Genomic DNA, 15,682 nt, shown 5'->3' on the forward strand with positions numbered 1-15,682 from the left:
GATGAGGAATAACTTCTCTAATGCAGAGTATATCACAAATAAGATGAGAGAGCTTCTAATGACCATGAGAACTGCACTCATCTTGTAAGAATGACCCCCTTTCTGACCCCCTCTTGAAAGAATGAGAGACCGCTCAGAAAGTTCTTAGTAAGAATGCACCCCCGAATCCCCCCCAATAAATGAGAACGGTTCCTTTTACACCCAAATTGTCAGATGAGTCACGCTTCAAGAAACTCTCAGAATAAAACGCCTCTTTCACCCCTCCGAAGGAACGCCACGCACCCTATGATCCACCTCACTCGAACCCACCTCATTGAACGCATCCGTGCCTCAGATGCCCCAGTCACCGCACTGGTCGGCCCCCGGGGCTACGGCAAAACACACCTACTCGAAGAACTCACGCGCGGCGCCCAAGACATCTACATCAGCAGTGCAGACGCGGGCGGAGAAGCCCTCAACATCGCCGCACACCTGATCGCCCGCCTCCCAGATCCCACCCAAACCCACTACCACTACCTCCGAACCCACAACCCCCTGACCCTCGTCAATGCCGCCGCCGCCCTCCGCAGCGACCTCGCCCAACATGTGCCAATCACCATCGCCATCGACGATCTGCACACCCTCACCCCCGATAGCCGCACCCTGCTGCTCGACTACCTGCTGCCCAGACTGCCCGCAGGCGTGCGCATCCTGCTCGGCATGCGCGCTGAAGGCAACTTACGCCTCTCCACCCTCCGCCTGAAAGTCAAGATCCAGACCCTCACCCAAGCCGATCTGGCCTTCACGCCCGCAGAAGCCGCACAACTCGGGCTCAGCATGGCGCAGTACCAACAAACTCAAGGCTGGCCCGAGCTGAGCTTCTTCCTCCGCGCTGGCGGCGACCCCACCGATTACATCCTCACGCAGACCAGCACCCTCGCCCCTGAACTGCATACCTCCCTCCTCCGCGCCGCCCTCCTCCCGCTCTGGCGTCACCACGATCCTGTCCAAGCCCAACTCGGCCTGCATCCCAACTGGCTCGAAACAGTGCGGGAATGCGTTCCTTGTCTGGAAGTCGCACCCGGCGAGTACGTCCCACACACGCTGTACCGACAAGTCTTACTCGACGCCCTGCAGAGCCAACCCAAGGCCTACCAGACCGCTCAACATACCCTCGGCCTGGCCTTGGTCGAACACGCACAACCCGTCGCGGCCCTTGAAGCGCTCCTCAGTGCAGGCGCACTGGATGAAGCCCTCGCAGTCGTCGTCCGCATCACGGATCAATTCCAGCGCAGCCATCAACTGAGTGCCCTCAAACCCGCCCTTGAGCGTCTGCGTGACCGGCTCACCCCGGATTTCCGCGTGGTCTACGGCCTGGCCCTGTTCGAGGAAGGCCGCACTGCACAAGGCTTGCAATTGGTCGAAGAAGCACGTCAAGCCGGTGCCACGCCGCTGTCAGCCACCCTGACGCTGGCCCGCATGCGCGCGAGATCCGGGAATTTCGTGCTCGCCCGTGCGTTGTACCGGGAAGCCTTACAGCATCAGCCGGAGTTGAGTGAGGCATTGAGCATCCGCGCGCAACTCAGCTTCGGTGAGGCGGTACAGGCCCGTAACGGCCTGCTGACCACCCTCTCGGAGATTGAACCTGAGGCCCAGCAAGTGCTGGATGCGCCCCAACAGGCGACAGCGATGGCCAGAGCACAAGCGCATACGGCCCTTGCCCTGGCCCTGGCGTACCGAGGACAACGCACGGCCGCACGCCGCCATGCCGACGCCGCCCGCGACCTCACCCACACCCTCACCGACCCCGAAGAACTCAGCGCCCTCTACGCCGCCCTCGCGACCTTCTACGCGGACGAAGACCAACCCGAGATCGCTGACCTGCTCTTACAACAAGGCTGCGCCATTGTCCCCAGTCACCTCACCGAACGGCACCTGCAACTCAAAATGAACCGCGCGTGGATCATGCTGCGTCAACACACGCCCGCCGCGCTCCGGCAAGCCTTATTTGAAGCCCGCACCTTACGCGCGACCACCCGCCAACTGAACAACACGCCCCAACGCCTCGAAGTCCTGACCCTCGGCGCCATCTGCCTCGGTCTTCTCCGCTTGCAGGAGCCCGAAACTGTCCTGCGCACCGAATTCGAAAGCACCCTCGAAGAACTCGCCATCGTCGCCGCTCCCTACCCCGCCTACCAGGACACGGTCTTCGTCCTGCGCGCCCTGGTCAAGCACACCCCTACGTCACTTGAACAGCTCAAATTGGGCGCACAGGTGCCCCCCAGCGTGCAAATCCTGACCGTCCTGGCCATCGTCACCTGGGGAGCGGAACATCTCAGGCCCCTCGCCATCGCCGAACTCCAGCACTTGAGTGATCAGTGGGGCCGCAGCACTCTGCAGATGTACGCGAACTGGCTCGGCATCCACCAACTCCCCACGTTCAAGCCTGTTCTGGACGTCGTCTTCCTTGCCCGGAGACCGCAAGTCAGCGTGGACGGTCACCCGCTCAAACTCAGCACGAGTGCCCTGCACCTGCTCACCGGCCTGATTTACCGCCGCAAAATTTCAGCCAACGACGCCCGGGACGTCTTCGGAGAACAGGCCGTCAGTCGCCTGCATGTCACCGTCAGTCGCCTGAAAGACGCCCTGAAAGCCGTCACCGGCTTCACGGATCCACTCGGCACGGAGCGAGGCAGCTATACCTTGGCGGCCTTCACCATCCGCACCGATATCGACCGCCTGTACCTGATTTCACCCCGCGAACTGCCGATCGTGTACTTAGCACCTCTTCTGCAAGGCATCCCTGAAACAGAAGTCATCCACGCGTGGAGGCAAGAGTGCCGCCGCATCGTGCAAAAACGCATCCGAGATGTGAGTCAGAGTCACCCAGAATTGGCTACTCGGCTCAAGGTGACGCTCAGTGCGACGGATCCATTCCTGAAATGGCTGGATCAAGCGCCATATAGCGCTTCCAGTACGCATGCGCTTCCAGGGCCTGCGCATACGTCTGAGACTGATCCACCACGACGTACTGCCGCACATCCGGATGCGCCATGACCGTCTTGAACATCATCCCATCCGCCGTTCGCCGACACGTGAAATACGTGCCCAACACCTGATCCCCCACCAGCCCAGTATTCGTAAAACCGAGCTGCCGCTCTTCTACCGTCCAGTACCAATCTGGAATCCGCTCCACGGCCTTGAACTGGTCGGGAGCAAGCATCATGACAGCCTCACCCGCGGGAATCTCGATCGGGTTCAGGTACGTCATCAGAACGTACGTGTGCGTCATCACGGGCACCCCTACAGGGCGCACAGTCAAGTCATGACCCGTTTGTTCCATCTCGTATTCATCTTCGTCGTGTCCATACTCGGCTCCGTTCATGCTGCCTCTCCTCCCGCCGGCTTCGTGCTGTCCGGGATGCCGCTCGTGCACCAAACCTACAATGCCTGCGGCCCCGCCAGCCTCCTGCAAGTCCTGCGCTATTACGGCCTCGGTTCTACCCTCACGCTTGCTGACGTCAGCCGGGCCACACGTCCGAATGATCGAGCGTACATGACATCTGCCGCAATTGTAACATTTGCACCGTCCGCCGGATTACAGGCAAAATTATATTCCTTTGGCTCCTTGGAAACTGTCCGGCGGGCTATCCGCGCCCGCCTGCCCCTGATCGCCCTGCAAAATCATTACGCCGCCTCTGGGGCCGTCATCCCCCACTGGCGCGTCATCGTGGGCTACGACGACGCCCGGCAAGTCGTTTACCTGATGGATCCCTTGCTCGGCTACGTCACCATCACCTACCCGGATTTCGAACGGGTCTGGCGCGAGCAACGCGGCCAGTTCGCTGTCCTGTTCCCGCCCAGTTGGATCAAGATTGTCACTCAAACCATCGGCTAAGGTCACTTCTCATACCCAATAAACGCTTCCCGCCACTTGGACGGCAATACAGGCACTCCAGGCGGTGTGAGGCCTGCCCGAAACCGAGGATCTTGCTGAATCCGCAGCGCCCCCGGCCCACCTGGCGTCCCCGCCACGGAGCCGTAGATGGTCAGGTCATTGGGGTTCGACAGTGTGCCTGTTGAGATGGCCGCGTGCAGACGTTCGGCTTCCACCCGTACGACTGGACTGATCAACCCCAGCATGTCCTCGCCGCCAACTCCTGTCATGCAGTTGCTGTCCGTACAACTGGTCTGCACGTACGTCAGGTTGCCTTCTACCCGGAGCGGTTGCAGGCTGCTCACCGTCAACGGTAGACCGATGGATGGGCCGTTCGCGTCCAGTGAACTCACCGTGATCGCGTTCGGCACGACGATCATGCCGTCCCAGCGTTCCTGCACGACCACACTCTGTCCGGTGACTGAATCCTGTCTCTGAAGGCGCGCGGTCCGGTCTCCATTGCGGGTCGCGGTGTACAACGTGCAATTGCTGCCCTGACAGGCTTGCAGGACTTGCACTCCCTCCAACGTGACACCCAACCGCAACACTGAAGCGGCAATGAGCACCGGCGAACTGGGTGCCTGCACCGCCCAGGTCAACCCATACCCGCCAGCGCCTGTGCTAAGTGATCCACTTTGCAGACACCCGACTGTGAGACACGGCCGCTCGACAGCGGGCGTGAGTTGCATCACTGGGAACGTCGAACTGCCCAAAGTCACACGCTGTTCCCCCCGGCAATCTGGGGCACTCAATCCACACCCACTGACCGCCACTGCGTCCGTCACCTTCACCGCCCCGTTCAGGGTGAGCTGACCGTCCACCTGCACCGTGCCTTGAATATTGATGCGCGGCGATAAGGTCAAGTCTCCCGGCACGTACAGGGTTGTGGCGGCCAACGGGAAGGCGCCGTAGGTCGCGCCCAGCCAACCCGTACGAACCGATTGCGGCCCGGTTCCTAGACGCGTGACCAGGACGAAGGGCAGTTGCACGGTGGTCAGGGCCCCAGGTTGCGAGGTCACCGGATCGAGCCGGATCCCTGCGGGCAAGGCTTGACCACACGCTGTCTGAGTGAAGTAGATCCGGAAGGTCACGGGGCTGCTCGCGGTGGACGTGCGGGTACACCAGCTGTCGGCGATCTGTTGAGCAGCGCGGGTCAAAGCAGTGGGATCATTCGGCGTTTCCGGCAAGCTCCGGACAATGCGGGTGGCGTTCGCGGCCAGGAGGCGTCCGGCGTAGCTGAGATCATTGCGGGCGGTGACAGAGGCAAGGGTGCTGTCCACGAAAGCGCGGGTTTGGGTCGTGCGGGCTTCGGTAACACGGAAGAGTCCGGCGGCGAGCAGGGCAAAGACGGCGAAGAGGATCAAAGCCCAGACCAGGCTGAAGGCAGCAGTGCGGTGGCGCATGCCTTCACAGTGAAGGGGCTGGGGGTGACGCAGGGAAGACGCTCAAAGTCGGCCCAGTTCGACCTGAAAGATCACCCTCACAGAAAGGCCGTGAAGGGGCCTGCAAGAGCGATCCTGCATCAACGGGACATGCATAGACTCAGAGGGGCCAAATTGAGCCGCTCAGGAGCCGTTGGGGCGGAAGGGGGGTCTCGGCCCACTCCTGCTTGAGTCTCTCGGTCTGTTCGCCCGTGCTGCTGTCCCATCAGGCAGGCGAGCGCACCGTCCAACGAACCTGCAGCACTTCGGGAAGGGCAGTCCTCGGCCGCTCAGGTCTTTGAAACTTCCAAGGGTCTACCTGCCGGAACATCCAGCACTCCGGTCTCTCCGACCCGGGCCCGCTCAGAGGATCGTGACCAAGAATTTTCGGCTCCTTGCTGGTGCTGCATTCTTTTAAAAGCTCTTAAAGATAAAAAGAATGCAATGCAGCATAGGGCCAAAAAATATGCTGTTTCACACGGTCTTTTTTGGGCAATCAACGAAAAACGGCAACGGGAAAATACGAAATCAACAAAAAACGGCAACGCGATCAACGAAAAACGGCAACGGCAATGAGACCAAAAAAGACACCTAAGAGTCCTCCTCTGGGGTGCCTTCTTGAGATACTGACGTTCAGGTCAGTCCAGTTCTTGATCCCATTTGCCAACTTGTTTCTGCAGTTCCAACGTCGATAGGGCCAGACAACTGCGCACGGTCTCTAAATTCAGTTTGCCTAGTTGCACCCAGCGCGTTATCCGCTTCCCCTGCTCGGGCGTAAACCGCCTTCTATTACCTCTAAAAACCGTGTATTCTGTGTCCTGTCCGATTGGGACGGGGATTATGACAACGGGGATCAGGGAGGCCACCCCTCGTACAAGAGGTCGGGCCGCACTGCTTCAACAGTGTGGCCCGGAAAGGTGGTGCTTCTTGAAACAGCACAAGAAAGCTACCAAAAAAAGGAAACAAGTTCAACTGGCGCAGGCACAAAAGTGGGCGGCTCTCGTGGCTTCCATTCTTTTGGCGCTGAAAACGTTGGTTGAGCTGATCCAACTCCTCGGCCTCGGTTAAGCCTCTCGTGCGCCCCTCCGTCGCGTCACTCGCCCCAAAACGACACCCCCGGCCACCGCTGGGGGATTTTTCTTGATCCGAACCTCAGCTTGTCAGCCCATGCTGCTGTACCGCCGCGCCAAAACAGGTATCAACGCGCGGCAGGAGACAACGACTCCACCACTTGATATCAGTACCGCTGAAACTCACCCTGAGCGTCATACTGCTTGTGTCGCCTTACTTTAACCCGCTGCCCGGTAGGGTATTCCACGACTAGGCCATCTTCGGAGTACACAATGGGCAAACCTCCCATCAGCAATTCAGGCACGTGGGGCGCGTACCCCAGTTGACGCAGACGAAGGCGCATATCTTCAGGCAAGGCCTCGCTGCGGTACATGATGTCGGGATTTTGCACGGGCAGCAACATTGAATTTTTAAGGGCAGCCATACCAGCTCCTTTGGGTGCGGCCTACCGAGCACTCGGTCAGGGCAGGCCCATCACGAGTAACAGCCCAGCATCCAAGAGTTGCCTGCTGACGTCGTCCAGCCTGCCACGGCGGCGCTCTAAGCGAATCTTATCCACCACGAGAACCTGTGAAACATTGATCACGCTGTCGTTCCGCAGGCCATTCAGAGCATCGGCCAATAGCACAACGTTGCCGGGTGCGCTGCCAAGTTTAAGGTTGGACGTCAGTATGGCCACCAGAACGGTCTTGATCAAGCTCGCGTTGAACACGTCACTGGACACGATCACGACTGGGCCATGTCCGTACGGTTCCGCGTTCTCGCGCTCAATCAAGGGGAACTCAATGTCCCAGATTTCCCCTCGCTTCAATTCTCGACCCGACGCAACGCGGTGAAGCCGAGTTCACGAATTTCTGGTGACAGGGAGCTGTCTTCCTCGGCATACAGGGCATCTAATTGGGCTGTGATGCCAGTGTCCTCGTGTTGGGAGAGATAGGTTTCAAGTGCCGTGGCATAGAGCTCGCTTCGGGATAAACGCTTCACCTGGGCAAAACGTTCGGCCCGCTCAAATAAGCCATCTGACAGGGAGATCGCTGTTTTCATTCCTCAGTATAACAAAAGTTATACCCCACCTCAAGCGGCGACATCAATCAACTGCTCTAAAAAATGGAGCAACAGAAGCGGGCCGACCAGTGAGTGTCGGCCCGTGCTGCAGTACTGCCTCGTTACGCGGTCGAGCGCACCACCCAGCGGTTAATTACTTCTGCGGGCTGAGGATGAGCCACTAACCCGGTCACCTCCATAGGTGTCACCCGCCCCTGCGCGTGCATAGCCATGACCACGGCCTCCTCAGCGGCACTAATTTTCTCACGGTTGACCAAGGACGCGAGAATGCTCCGCACCATGCCGTCGCTGTCCGTCGGTGGTTCAACCAGATCTTTGGGAGGAGCCGCTGGCAACACTTTGGAGGAAGGCAAGACACGGCCATTGATGACAGGAGAAGCTTCAGGCAGAGGATAATTCTCAGGTGTCCGCAAAATGGTCGTCAGGAGAGCGGCCTGTCCTCTGACCTTGGTGCCGCGGGCGAGCGCATGATCAAAACGTTTTACTGCATCCTCCACATGAGAACGGCCAAATTCAGCTGCTAAAGCGCGGGCGCGTTCCAAACCAAAACCCCGCTGCGTCAACAGAGCGACAAGATCAGCAGGAGGACTCTTTTCTTGATCGGGATTAAAAATATATTTGACCTCACAGTTTTTACCCCTGCCTGAATATTCAACAGCTTGCAAAAACTTGTGGTCTAGGAGTTCCTGATGTGCACGTTTCAAATACCTACGAATATCGCTGGCATCGGAATTCCTATACCCCAAAAACTCCCCCCAACTCAAAACAGGTAATTTGACCCACGGAAGCGGAGCCGCAGATTCATCAGGATCACGGACTTCTTCCAGAATTCTATAAAGACTTCTCGCCACAACTGTATCTATTTGTTGATACAGGTCCATATCAAAAGCGCGAGTATATCCACTTCTGATGTTATCAATCAGGGTTTGAGGCAATTGAATACGGATATAGCTCTCAGCGCCGAGAGCGATATTGCCAAATTCATCGACTTCACCGACAGTTCGGACATCAGAAATTAGATTAAATTGATAACGAATTCCACGGCTGCGTTGAGACTTGGAGGCATTCAGCCATCCTTGTTTGACCTCATAAGAATTGTTTCGCATGCGGTCCAACGATTCCGTCAGTATCTTGTAATTCTGTCCACCATCAGACAATCCCACCATAGTAAGTAATCTGTACCCTGTCGTCAGGATGGCCCCATTCTCGGGCATCCCCTGCTCAATGAAGAGTGAGATAAATGCTGCCGCAATGTCATTGTCGATGCCATGCGGCACAGTAAAACCATTGTTTGCGGTGCAGGTGATAGACGTCGTGATTCCAAAAATATCGTTTGAGACCACCTGGCGACTAAAGCTTGTTCGACTGGCGTCGACATTTTGGACAGCCAAGATCAGGCCGAGCTGAATCAGATTCCGCTCGTATTGGATGCGAGTCACGACTGCACCTTCTTTGACCATGGAAACATTCTACTCATAGACCAAAGGGTGAGGGGGCTGGGGGTGACGCAACTGATGCGAGGATAAGAGTCCCCTCTGTCCTTGTTGATGATCAATCTTTTTAAAAGCTATTAAAAGAAATGATGATCATCATCAGAGTCAGGCGCAGTAGGCCGTCTAGAGCGCAATTTTCCCTCTGAATCCCACCAAGTTCCGGTAGTTTGTTTGCCTTATCCCACCAAGTTCCGGTACCTTTTCTGCCCAATCCCACCAAGTTCCGGTAATCGGACACCTCCAACCCCACCAACTTCCGGTAGCCGGAAGTGCCCTATCCCACCAAGTTCCGGCATCTCTTCTACCCTATCCCACCAAGTTCCGGTAGTCGGCGACCTCCAATCCCACCAAGTTCCGGTAGCTGAAAGCGCCCAATCCCACCAAGTTCCGGTAGCTCTTCTGCCCAATCCCACCAAGTTCCGGTAGTCGGCGACCTCCAATCCCACCAAGTTCCGGTAGTCCAGTACATCAAACAGGGTCATTTTCTAGAAGCTCGTGCCTGAAATCATCGCGTGATTCTCTCCACACTCTGGGGGTCGTGCTTGACTTGGGAGCGCGGTGATGCTCCAAAGAGGAGAGAGGGCGAGATGGTATTGCACGGCCCCGGCCCTACGCGGCCACCTACTCGTGCAGCCTGTCTTGCTCTCTCACCTTTGTTTTCAACTCGCTCTGCCGCAGTTAGACCTACTCTGGAGGTTCCCCCATGAAACAGTCTTTCAAGCCTCCCCTGGCCCTCCTGGTCCCCTTCATCCTCTCTGCCTGTGCGCCCGTACTGCATACACCGCTGGTCACCGTTGTTGACGGCTTCACCCTTGCCCCTGGCCAACGCTGGGAAGTCACCGCCCAAGGCGGCCAAGGCTACAGCGACGCCGCTACCTTCGAGCTGGTTTCAGTCACCAAAGCAAGCAACGACAGCGGCTTCGATTACCGAACAAAGCGCCCTGATGCTAGAGTTCTATATTCAGATTTGGTGGGCCCCTATCCAGTTTATATCAGTGCTTATTGGCACTCCACTGGGACTAAAACTAAAGGAGCTACAAGTAGTTGTGATTTACGTTCTCCAAAGCTTTCTAGCCTTAATCCTCCTACATTTGAAGGTCGTTGGTCTATCAGTCTCAAAGCATCAAACCAGTATCTTCTAACAGGAGATACTAAAGGTACAGGTACCTGCACTATAAAACTCGTTCAAGATTGAGACTAAATCCTGCGAAAGAAGTGCCCCACTGACGAAGTGGGGCACTGTCATTTCTATCCGACTACCTGACGGCCTGACACAATTTATGAGAGAGAGCGAAATCTGAGCACCCAGCCGCCTTCCAAAGCGTCCACAGGGCTGACTTGCGATCTCTTGCGACGTCCGGGAGGCGTCGGATCGGCGCCCCCCTGGAGGTCAGCCGATTGAGTACTGCCAGCCCCCGGCTCAGCGCGAAGTGGACGCCGCGTAAACCAAGCTTCAAATAGCTCAGGGCGCGGTTCCAATGGGGATCAATGGTTCTGCGAACACCCTGCTGCACGATCTGGAGTCCTTCGGAGACGAGCAAGAGCGTGGCCACGGAGATCACCAGGATCAGGCGTTCGAGACTGGCGGCATCACGCAGTTTGGAGTCTTCCAGACCGAAGAGGCCGCTCTTGTCATCCAAGAATCCTTCCTCAATTTGGAAGCGCTCGCCGTACTCAGCAAACGTTGCAAGACTGGTGGGTTCATCGCTGACCACCTGCCACTGCTCTGGGCCGTCCCACGGACGGCCCAGAGCGACATGCACCGGCCCGAATCGGTGTCCAGTAAGGGTGACGTTGTGGAAGCAGCGCGTTTCGCGCGCTGCGAGTTTGATCTCGCCGATGGTGCACACCCGTTGCCCGTCTGGAGCGGCAAGAATCAGGCTCGATTTGATGCGGATGCGGAAGTGCCAGCCACAGACCCGCAGCCATCCCATAAGGGCCGTGTCGCAAAAGCCCCGATCCGCTAGCAGCCGAACATCATGTCGCCCGAGGAAGTCCAGCAGACCTTTAGCTTCAGCCAGAAGGGGAAGAAGTTGCTCGGTACTCACCTGAGCGCTGGCGTGTTCGATGACACGGGAGACGAGCGGTACCGCTCGTCCCCGGTACAGCACGGCGATCCGAATGAGACAAAAGCGTTCAAACAGGACGCTGGTATCCAGTGCCAGCGTCAGGGGGTGCGGGCCCCAGTCGCGCAAGGCTCGGGTGATGAGTGGGCCATACACGCTGCCAGGGTCGATGGCTGGATTCTCCAGCCACCGTCGGCAGCGACGTTCGGTGCTCTGGGCGACTGTGGCCTGGGAGTGGATGTGCGGCAGCCAGGCGGGGATGGAAACGCTCTGGGACAGCACCAGGCCGCTGACCATCCACGCCAGTGTACGGGTGTTGCGGACATCGTTCCAGAGGGCAGGGTGGAGGTGGGGCAGGATCGCTTGGTACAGTCGCGGGGCGTCCCCGGCGACATTTTCGGTCTTCACAAACAGAAAGTGTCCCCTACCGGGACGCTTTCTCATACTTTGTGTCAGGCCGTCAGATCCGACTACTCTTCTATGCAATTTGTTCGACAAGGGGGTGGCGGCGGAGGTGGGGGTGGGTCAGGCGTTTCAGTGGGTGGGGTTGGCTCAGAGGGCTCTCCACCCCATCCAGGTGGCAGGGGTGGGCCTTCTGGCGGTGTCCCCTCGGGTGGCGTGATGGGCTCCGAAGGATCCCGTGGCCCTGAACCTGACTCCGGGATCTCCGGCACATCGCAGCCTCTTGCTGCACAGGAGTCCGCATTCGGGTTAACCCCCCACGAGGTGGACCGTAACGCCTGATCGATATCACCATACTCGGGGTTGTAATTCTCCAAGTACTGTTCCAGCGTCATCGATCCCCGAGGCGTATCGATCACTGCATCTAAGGATGTATTTGCTGGATACCTTGTCCCACCAATCTCGACGGCGTCTCCGATGGTATCGCCGTCGATGCAGCGGAGGGCGCCGTCACTACAACCTTCTGGTGGTTCTGGGCGTTCTGGTGGCAGCCCACCTGTGGGTGGTGTTCCTCCTGGGGGCGTTGGGCCGCTAGGCCGGGTGTACGTGAAGCGTGCCCGTGTCGTCTGATCCGCGACGACCGTCATGGAGACCCCGCTTGGATCCGGGGTGACCGTCACTCCAGAATTCAGGACCAGGCTCGGTAGCCTTAACGTGTACGTGCCTACGGGGAAGTTGCTGAACGTGACTGTGCTGTCTGTCACGCGCAGCACTTCATCTCTGGGGCCGGAGAGGTTGGCGATCTGGTTGCGCGGTTCGCCGATTCCCGTGATGATGACTTCGATGTTGCCAACGCCGGGCGCACTCGGATTTGTGGGTGGGGTGCCGCCTGAGCCGGTGTAGACCACGTTGACGGGGGTGGAGATGCCCGGTACGACTGTAATGGTGAGCGCGGGCGTGGTGTAGGTTGCGCTGCCCACGATGGCTGATGTGCTGGTCAAGTAATACGTGCCAGGAATTAAGTTAGAGAGGGTGGTCTGCCCATTCTGACCGATGGTCGTTCCGTTGATCGGCCCCCGGTAGGTCAGGGTCGTTTGCACGCCTGTGGGCAGGCCGGAGACGTTCAGGGTCATGCCGCCTAAGGTGGGCGTGCGGGTGAAGGCGGCGTTGATGGTCGTGGTCTGGCCTTCGAGCACTGTGAACGTCAACCCGGGCGCACTGTACGTACCATCCGTACCATTCACCGTACTGGGGGTCAAGGTGTAGGTGCCGACAGGCAGAGTCTTGATCTCCAGCAGTGCATTCCCGGTCGTGAAGGTTTGTCCGTACGGTCCGGCCAGGACGAGGTTACTGGTCATCCCGACGCCCAGGCCACTTACATTGATGTTCAGGTTCCCGCTGACTTGGGTGTAGCGGGCGAGCATCATGATCTGGCCCCACGGCGCGATTAAGCGCGTGGGACTGTTGCGGGCTTCGCCGCGGTACCGGATGCCGTTCACGATGACATCCCGGACCGTGATGGAGTACGTGCCGCGCACGACTTTCAGGTAGGCGCGGGTGCTGGTGGGGCGGTCGCCGTCCACGCTGGCGTCTGGGCCGTTTACGGTGACGTCCGGGGTGGTGCCGCTGGGCAGGCCTTCGATCCCGACCGTGAGTTTCGAGCCGTTCTCGATGAGGGCAGCCAGCGTTTCACAGGGAATGAAGCTTTCGACGCGGCCGGGTTCGGCAGGCACGATGTCGGAGGCGTCAATGCGGGTGCTGACGTCCTTCATCTGAGGGACGAAGCCGGTGAGGGTGCCTTCTGGCAGACGGCTGGCAGGTGCGCCGGGCGGGTTGAGTAAGAAACGGCCCGTGGGCGAGACGTAGGCATACGAGAACTGCAACCCAGTAGCGGCATCACTCATGACCTGCACGCGGTCACCATCCGTGCGGGTGAGCTTGGAGCCCTGGACGGTTAGCGACAAGAGTCGGGCGCGGTAGGCCTTGATCGCGACGTTGCTGGGCAGACCAGGTGGGCAGGAGACCGTGACCGCTTCCCCGTTCACAGCGGTGGCCTTGACCACTTTGGCCTGGCCGGTGCCTGCGATGAGCAGGACGTAGCCGCCGGGTTCCACGCCGAGATTTGGGGCAAGGATGGTTTTACCGGTGAGCATGTCGTCCGTGAGTTTCAAGGTGCGGCCTGCGCCTTGCGTAAAGACGGCCTGCATGCTCGTGGCGTTGCCTTGGAGGAAGCCTGCGAAGGCGTCCTGTTTAAAGTCCGTCGTAATGGCGCGGGTGAGGGTGGTGACGGTCTGGACGGTGCGGGCGGTGTTGGTCTGGGCGACCGCGCTACCCGCCAGGCGGGGGAGGGCGAGGGCAATCAAGCCCATCAGCACCATGGCGATGGCGATAGCGACGAGGATCTCGACCAGGGTGAGGCCTTGGTCACGGTGAGGAGGCGGGGTGCCGGATTGAGTCATAGGAAACCTCCAAAGAGAGCGGGGAAGGCAGGGCAGGGCAATACTCAGGTCATGGGGCACCTCCTGGGGCGTTCACGAGGGCGGAGAGCGTGAAATCCAGGCTGGTGAGCGTGACGCGGTAGGTGGGGGGATCACTGGCAAGGGCGGTGATCGTGCCGTTCAGGGCTGCGCTTTGTTCCTGGCGTACACCGCCCTCGGTAGCGAGCTGGGTGAGGTCAGTGGGGGTGAGCGTGCGGGTGCGGGTGTAGTCCGGGTGGCCGTTCTGGATCTGCTGACTGACGTTTTGAAGGGCAGTCGCGGCGGCGCTGGAGAGGTAGCCGCGAGCAACACTGGCGGCGCTTTGCTGGGTGACGAGCGTGAAGCCGAGGACGCCGAGCAGGAGGACGGCGGCCGCGAGCAATACCTCGACGATGGACAGGCCGGCTGTGCGGCGCATCAGCGCAAGTCCACGGGTGGATCCGGGGTGGTGCCCGGGCCGACTGGGCCTTTCGGGGGTTTGACCGTGCCAGGGAGGGGGAATGTTGTGGGTTCCTCTGTTGGCTCAAAGGCGGTTGGGGGGGTCGGATTCGCTGGAGTGCTAGGGGTGGTCGCGACGGGTGGGGCGGCGGTGGTTCCGGCGGTTTCGGTGGGTTCTGGATCGCTGCACGCACTCAGGCGGGCCGTGCCGTAGGGGGCCAAGCCCACGCGGGCGCACTGATCTGAAGCGCGCAGGATGAGGCTGCCGCTGGCGTCTCCTGTCGGGGTGACGGTGAGCTGGCCGGAGAGGGCGCTGCCTCGGAAGGTCAGAGGTGGCGTGTCCCCGCCCGTGCTGAGTACCTGTTCACCCTGCCCGGTGAGGGTGACGACCTGCCCGGTTTGCCTGGCTTGAGCATGAGCAGCTTCGACTTGCAGTGCCAGTTGGTTAGTAAATTGCCCCGCATCAAGCGGCTGGTCATACCGGGGGATCAGGAAGGCACTCGCGGTGATCAACGCGATCAGGATGCTGATGGTGATCAAGGCCTCGGTCAGGGTCACGCCCTGGATGGCTGCTTGCTTCATGGGACGGTCACCGTCCCGCCGCTGTAGGTCACGGTGACGCGGTAGGTGCGGGCGGTACTCGGCTGGGCGGTGCAGGTACTGCCGTTCGGTGCGGCGTCCCATCCGTTGCCCGTGCTGCCACTCGTGAGACCAGAAGCGGTCAGGGTGGTGGCGGCCGTGCAGTTGAGTGTGCCGAGCGACGTGGCCGTGAGTTGAGGGTTGACCGCCAGATGGGTGTTCAGGGCCGTGCGGACGGTTTGGGCGTGCAGGGTGGCGGCGGACTCGCTGGCTTTGCGCCTCGCCCCCGCGTAGGTGGGGATGAGGATGGCGGCCAGGACGATCACAATGGCGACGACGATCAACAGTTCGACCAGGGTGAAACCGGGGGGTGGGGCAAGAGGATGCATACGCTTACGGTGAGGGGGCTGGGGGTGACGCGAGTGTTGACCCCCCCCATCAGGGGTGCAGGCCCCGACTCAAAACGCGGTGTCCAGGACATCGTCCCAGTGCTGCACCAGGTGAGGGGCCCGAACCGCTTGCCGAATGCCGACTATGGGCCAGTGCTGTTCCTGACGGGCGAAGTCATGCAAGGCCGGCCAGAGGGACATCAATATTGTTTCTGCCCTGAGCCGTAGCCCGGTCAGTGGAAGGGCCCAAAAACGTGGTGGTGAAGGACGCCCCTTGGGGTGACGTGCTGTGAGGCCACCCAAGGGGCAGCCACCGCTGGATGCGTGACGCCTGCGAGCTGCAGTGGGCCAGGAGGCCCGTCATA

The 15,682-nt window shown here is 59.6% G+C and carries 14 protein-coding genes; 4 read left to right on the forward strand and 10 right to left on the reverse strand.

What is annotated here, in order from left to right; all coding sequences use genetic code 11:
* Positions 1-285 precede the first annotated feature (285 nt).
* Positions 286-3,036, forward strand: a complete 2,751-nt coding sequence (locus F561_RS0103735) for an AAA family ATPase (RefSeq protein ID WP_019008604.1) — start codon at positions 286-288, stop codon at positions 3,034-3,036.
* Between the two features lie 364 nt (positions 3,037-3,400).
* The gene (locus F561_RS0103740; RefSeq protein WP_157451534.1) at positions 3,401-3,877 is read left to right on the forward strand and encodes a C39 family peptidase; all 477 of its coding nucleotides are present in this window, start codon (positions 3,401-3,403) and stop codon (positions 3,875-3,877) included.
* A gap of 2 nt (positions 3,878-3,879) precedes the next feature.
* On the opposite strand, the gene F561_RS0103745 is transcribed toward F561_RS0103740, so the two are convergent.
* Positions 3,880-5,319 (reverse strand): hypothetical protein, encoded by a 1,440-nt coding sequence (locus tag F561_RS0103745; RefSeq protein WP_019008606.1) that lies wholly within the window; start codon positions 5,317-5,319, stop codon positions 3,880-3,882.
* 945 nt (positions 5,320-6,264) lie between these two features.
* Here F561_RS0103745 and F561_RS28610 point away from each other — a divergent pair.
* Complete coding sequence (locus F561_RS28610; RefSeq protein WP_019008607.1) at positions 6,265-6,405, forward strand: hypothetical protein; 141 nt, start codon at positions 6,265-6,267, stop codon at positions 6,403-6,405.
* 169 nt (positions 6,406-6,574) lie between these two features.
* On the opposite strand, the gene F561_RS0103755 is transcribed toward F561_RS28610, so the two are convergent.
* The 4 genes from F561_RS0103755 to F561_RS0103770 form a co-directional block, all read right to left on the reverse strand.
* The gene (locus F561_RS0103755; RefSeq protein ID WP_019008608.1) at positions 6,575-6,832 is read right to left on the reverse strand and encodes a hypothetical protein; all 258 of its coding nucleotides are present in this window, start codon (positions 6,830-6,832) and stop codon (positions 6,575-6,577) included.
* 36 nt (positions 6,833-6,868) lie between these two features.
* A complete protein-coding gene (locus tag F561_RS0103760; RefSeq protein ID WP_026298578.1) occupies positions 6,869-7,219 on the reverse strand; it encodes a type II toxin-antitoxin system PemK/MazF family toxin in 351 nt (116 codons plus the stop codon).
* Positions 7,216-7,452, reverse strand: a complete 237-nt coding sequence (locus F561_RS0103765; protein WP_019008610.1) for a hypothetical protein — start codon at positions 7,450-7,452, stop codon at positions 7,216-7,218. Before F561_RS0103765 ends, F561_RS0103760 begins: the two co-directional genes overlap by 4 nt.
* A gap of 122 nt (positions 7,453-7,574) precedes the next feature.
* Positions 7,575-8,933, reverse strand: coding sequence for a replication initiator protein A (locus F561_RS0103770; protein WP_019008611.1), 1,359 nt, complete (start codon positions 8,931-8,933; stop codon positions 7,575-7,577).
* A gap of 736 nt (positions 8,934-9,669) precedes the next feature.
* Between F561_RS0103770 and F561_RS28615 the strand changes: the two genes are divergently transcribed.
* The gene (locus F561_RS28615; RefSeq protein ID WP_157451535.1) at positions 9,670-10,161 is read left to right on the forward strand and encodes a hypothetical protein; all 492 of its coding nucleotides are present in this window, start codon (positions 9,670-9,672) and stop codon (positions 10,159-10,161) included.
* Between the two features lie 61 nt (positions 10,162-10,222).
* Here the strand turns inward: F561_RS28615 and F561_RS0103780 are convergent, their stop codons facing one another.
* From F561_RS0103780 to F561_RS0103800, 5 genes are all read right to left on the reverse strand, one after another.
* Positions 10,223-11,440: a transposase gene (locus F561_RS0103780; protein WP_157451536.1), complete on the reverse strand. Its 1,218-nt coding sequence runs from the start codon at positions 11,438-11,440 to the stop codon at positions 10,223-10,225.
* 62 nt (positions 11,441-11,502) lie between these two features.
* On the reverse strand, positions 11,503-13,893 hold the full coding sequence (locus tag F561_RS0103785; protein WP_019008614.1) for a prepilin-type N-terminal cleavage/methylation domain-containing protein: 2,391 nt from the start codon (positions 13,891-13,893) through the stop codon (positions 11,503-11,505).
* A gap of 49 nt (positions 13,894-13,942) precedes the next feature.
* Entirely contained in the window at positions 13,943-14,329 is a 387-nt protein-coding gene (locus F561_RS0103790) for a hypothetical protein (protein ID WP_019008615.1), read from the reverse strand.
* On the reverse strand, positions 14,329-14,931 hold the full coding sequence (locus tag F561_RS0103795) for a pilus assembly FimT family protein (protein WP_019008616.1): 603 nt from the start codon (positions 14,929-14,931) through the stop codon (positions 14,329-14,331). The genes F561_RS0103790 and F561_RS0103795 overlap by 1 nt, the downstream gene beginning before the upstream one ends.
* The gene (locus F561_RS0103800; protein ID WP_019008617.1) at positions 14,928-15,317 is read right to left on the reverse strand and encodes a type IV pilin protein; all 390 of its coding nucleotides are present in this window, start codon (positions 15,315-15,317) and stop codon (positions 14,928-14,930) included. The genes F561_RS0103795 and F561_RS0103800 overlap by 4 nt, the downstream gene beginning before the upstream one ends.
* Between the last annotated feature and the right edge of the window lie 365 nt (positions 15,318-15,682).

The sequence above is a fragment of the Deinococcus aquatilis DSM 23025 genome (assembly GCF_000378445.1).
In the GTDB taxonomy this organism is placed as follows: domain Bacteria; phylum Deinococcota; class Deinococci; order Deinococcales; family Deinococcaceae; genus Deinococcus; species Deinococcus aquatilis.

Excerpts from the sequence above, each read along its gene's own strand:
- F561_RS0103800 (WP_019008617.1), bottom strand. The coding sequence starts at position 15,317 with ATGCATCCTCTTGCCCCACCCCCCGGTTTCACCCTGGTCGAACTGTTG.
- F561_RS0103795 (WP_019008616.1), bottom strand. The coding sequence starts at position 14,931 with ATGAAGCAAGCAGCCATCCAGGGCGTGACCCTGACCGAGGCCTTGATC.
- F561_RS28615 (WP_157451535.1), top strand. The coding sequence starts at position 9,670 with ATGAAACAGTCTTTCAAGCCTCCCCTGGCCCTCCTGGTCCCCTTCATC.
- F561_RS0103785 (WP_019008614.1), bottom strand. The coding sequence starts at position 13,893 with ATGACTCAATCCGGCACCCCGCCTCCTCACCGTGACCAAGGCCTCACC.
- F561_RS0103765 (WP_019008610.1), bottom strand. The coding sequence starts at position 7,452 with ATGAAAACAGCGATCTCCCTGTCAGATGGCTTATTTGAGCGGGCCGAA.
- F561_RS0103755 (WP_019008608.1), bottom strand. The coding sequence starts at position 6,832 with ATGGCTGCCCTTAAAAATTCAATGTTGCTGCCCGTGCAAAATCCCGAC.
- F561_RS0103790 (WP_019008615.1), bottom strand. The coding sequence starts at position 14,329 with ATGCGCCGCACAGCCGGCCTGTCCATCGTCGAGGTATTGCTCGCGGCC.
- F561_RS0103770 (WP_019008611.1), bottom strand. The coding sequence starts at position 8,933 with ATGGTCAAAGAAGGTGCAGTCGTGACTCGCATCCAATACGAGCGGAAT.
- F561_RS0103740 (WP_157451534.1), top strand. The coding sequence starts at position 3,401 with ATGCCGCTCGTGCACCAAACCTACAATGCCTGCGGCCCCGCCAGCCTC.
- F561_RS0103745 (WP_019008606.1), bottom strand. The coding sequence starts at position 5,319 with ATGCGCCACCGCACTGCTGCCTTCAGCCTGGTCTGGGCTTTGATCCTC.
- F561_RS0103735 (WP_019008604.1), top strand. The coding sequence starts at position 286 with ATGATCCACCTCACTCGAACCCACCTCATTGAACGCATCCGTGCCTCA.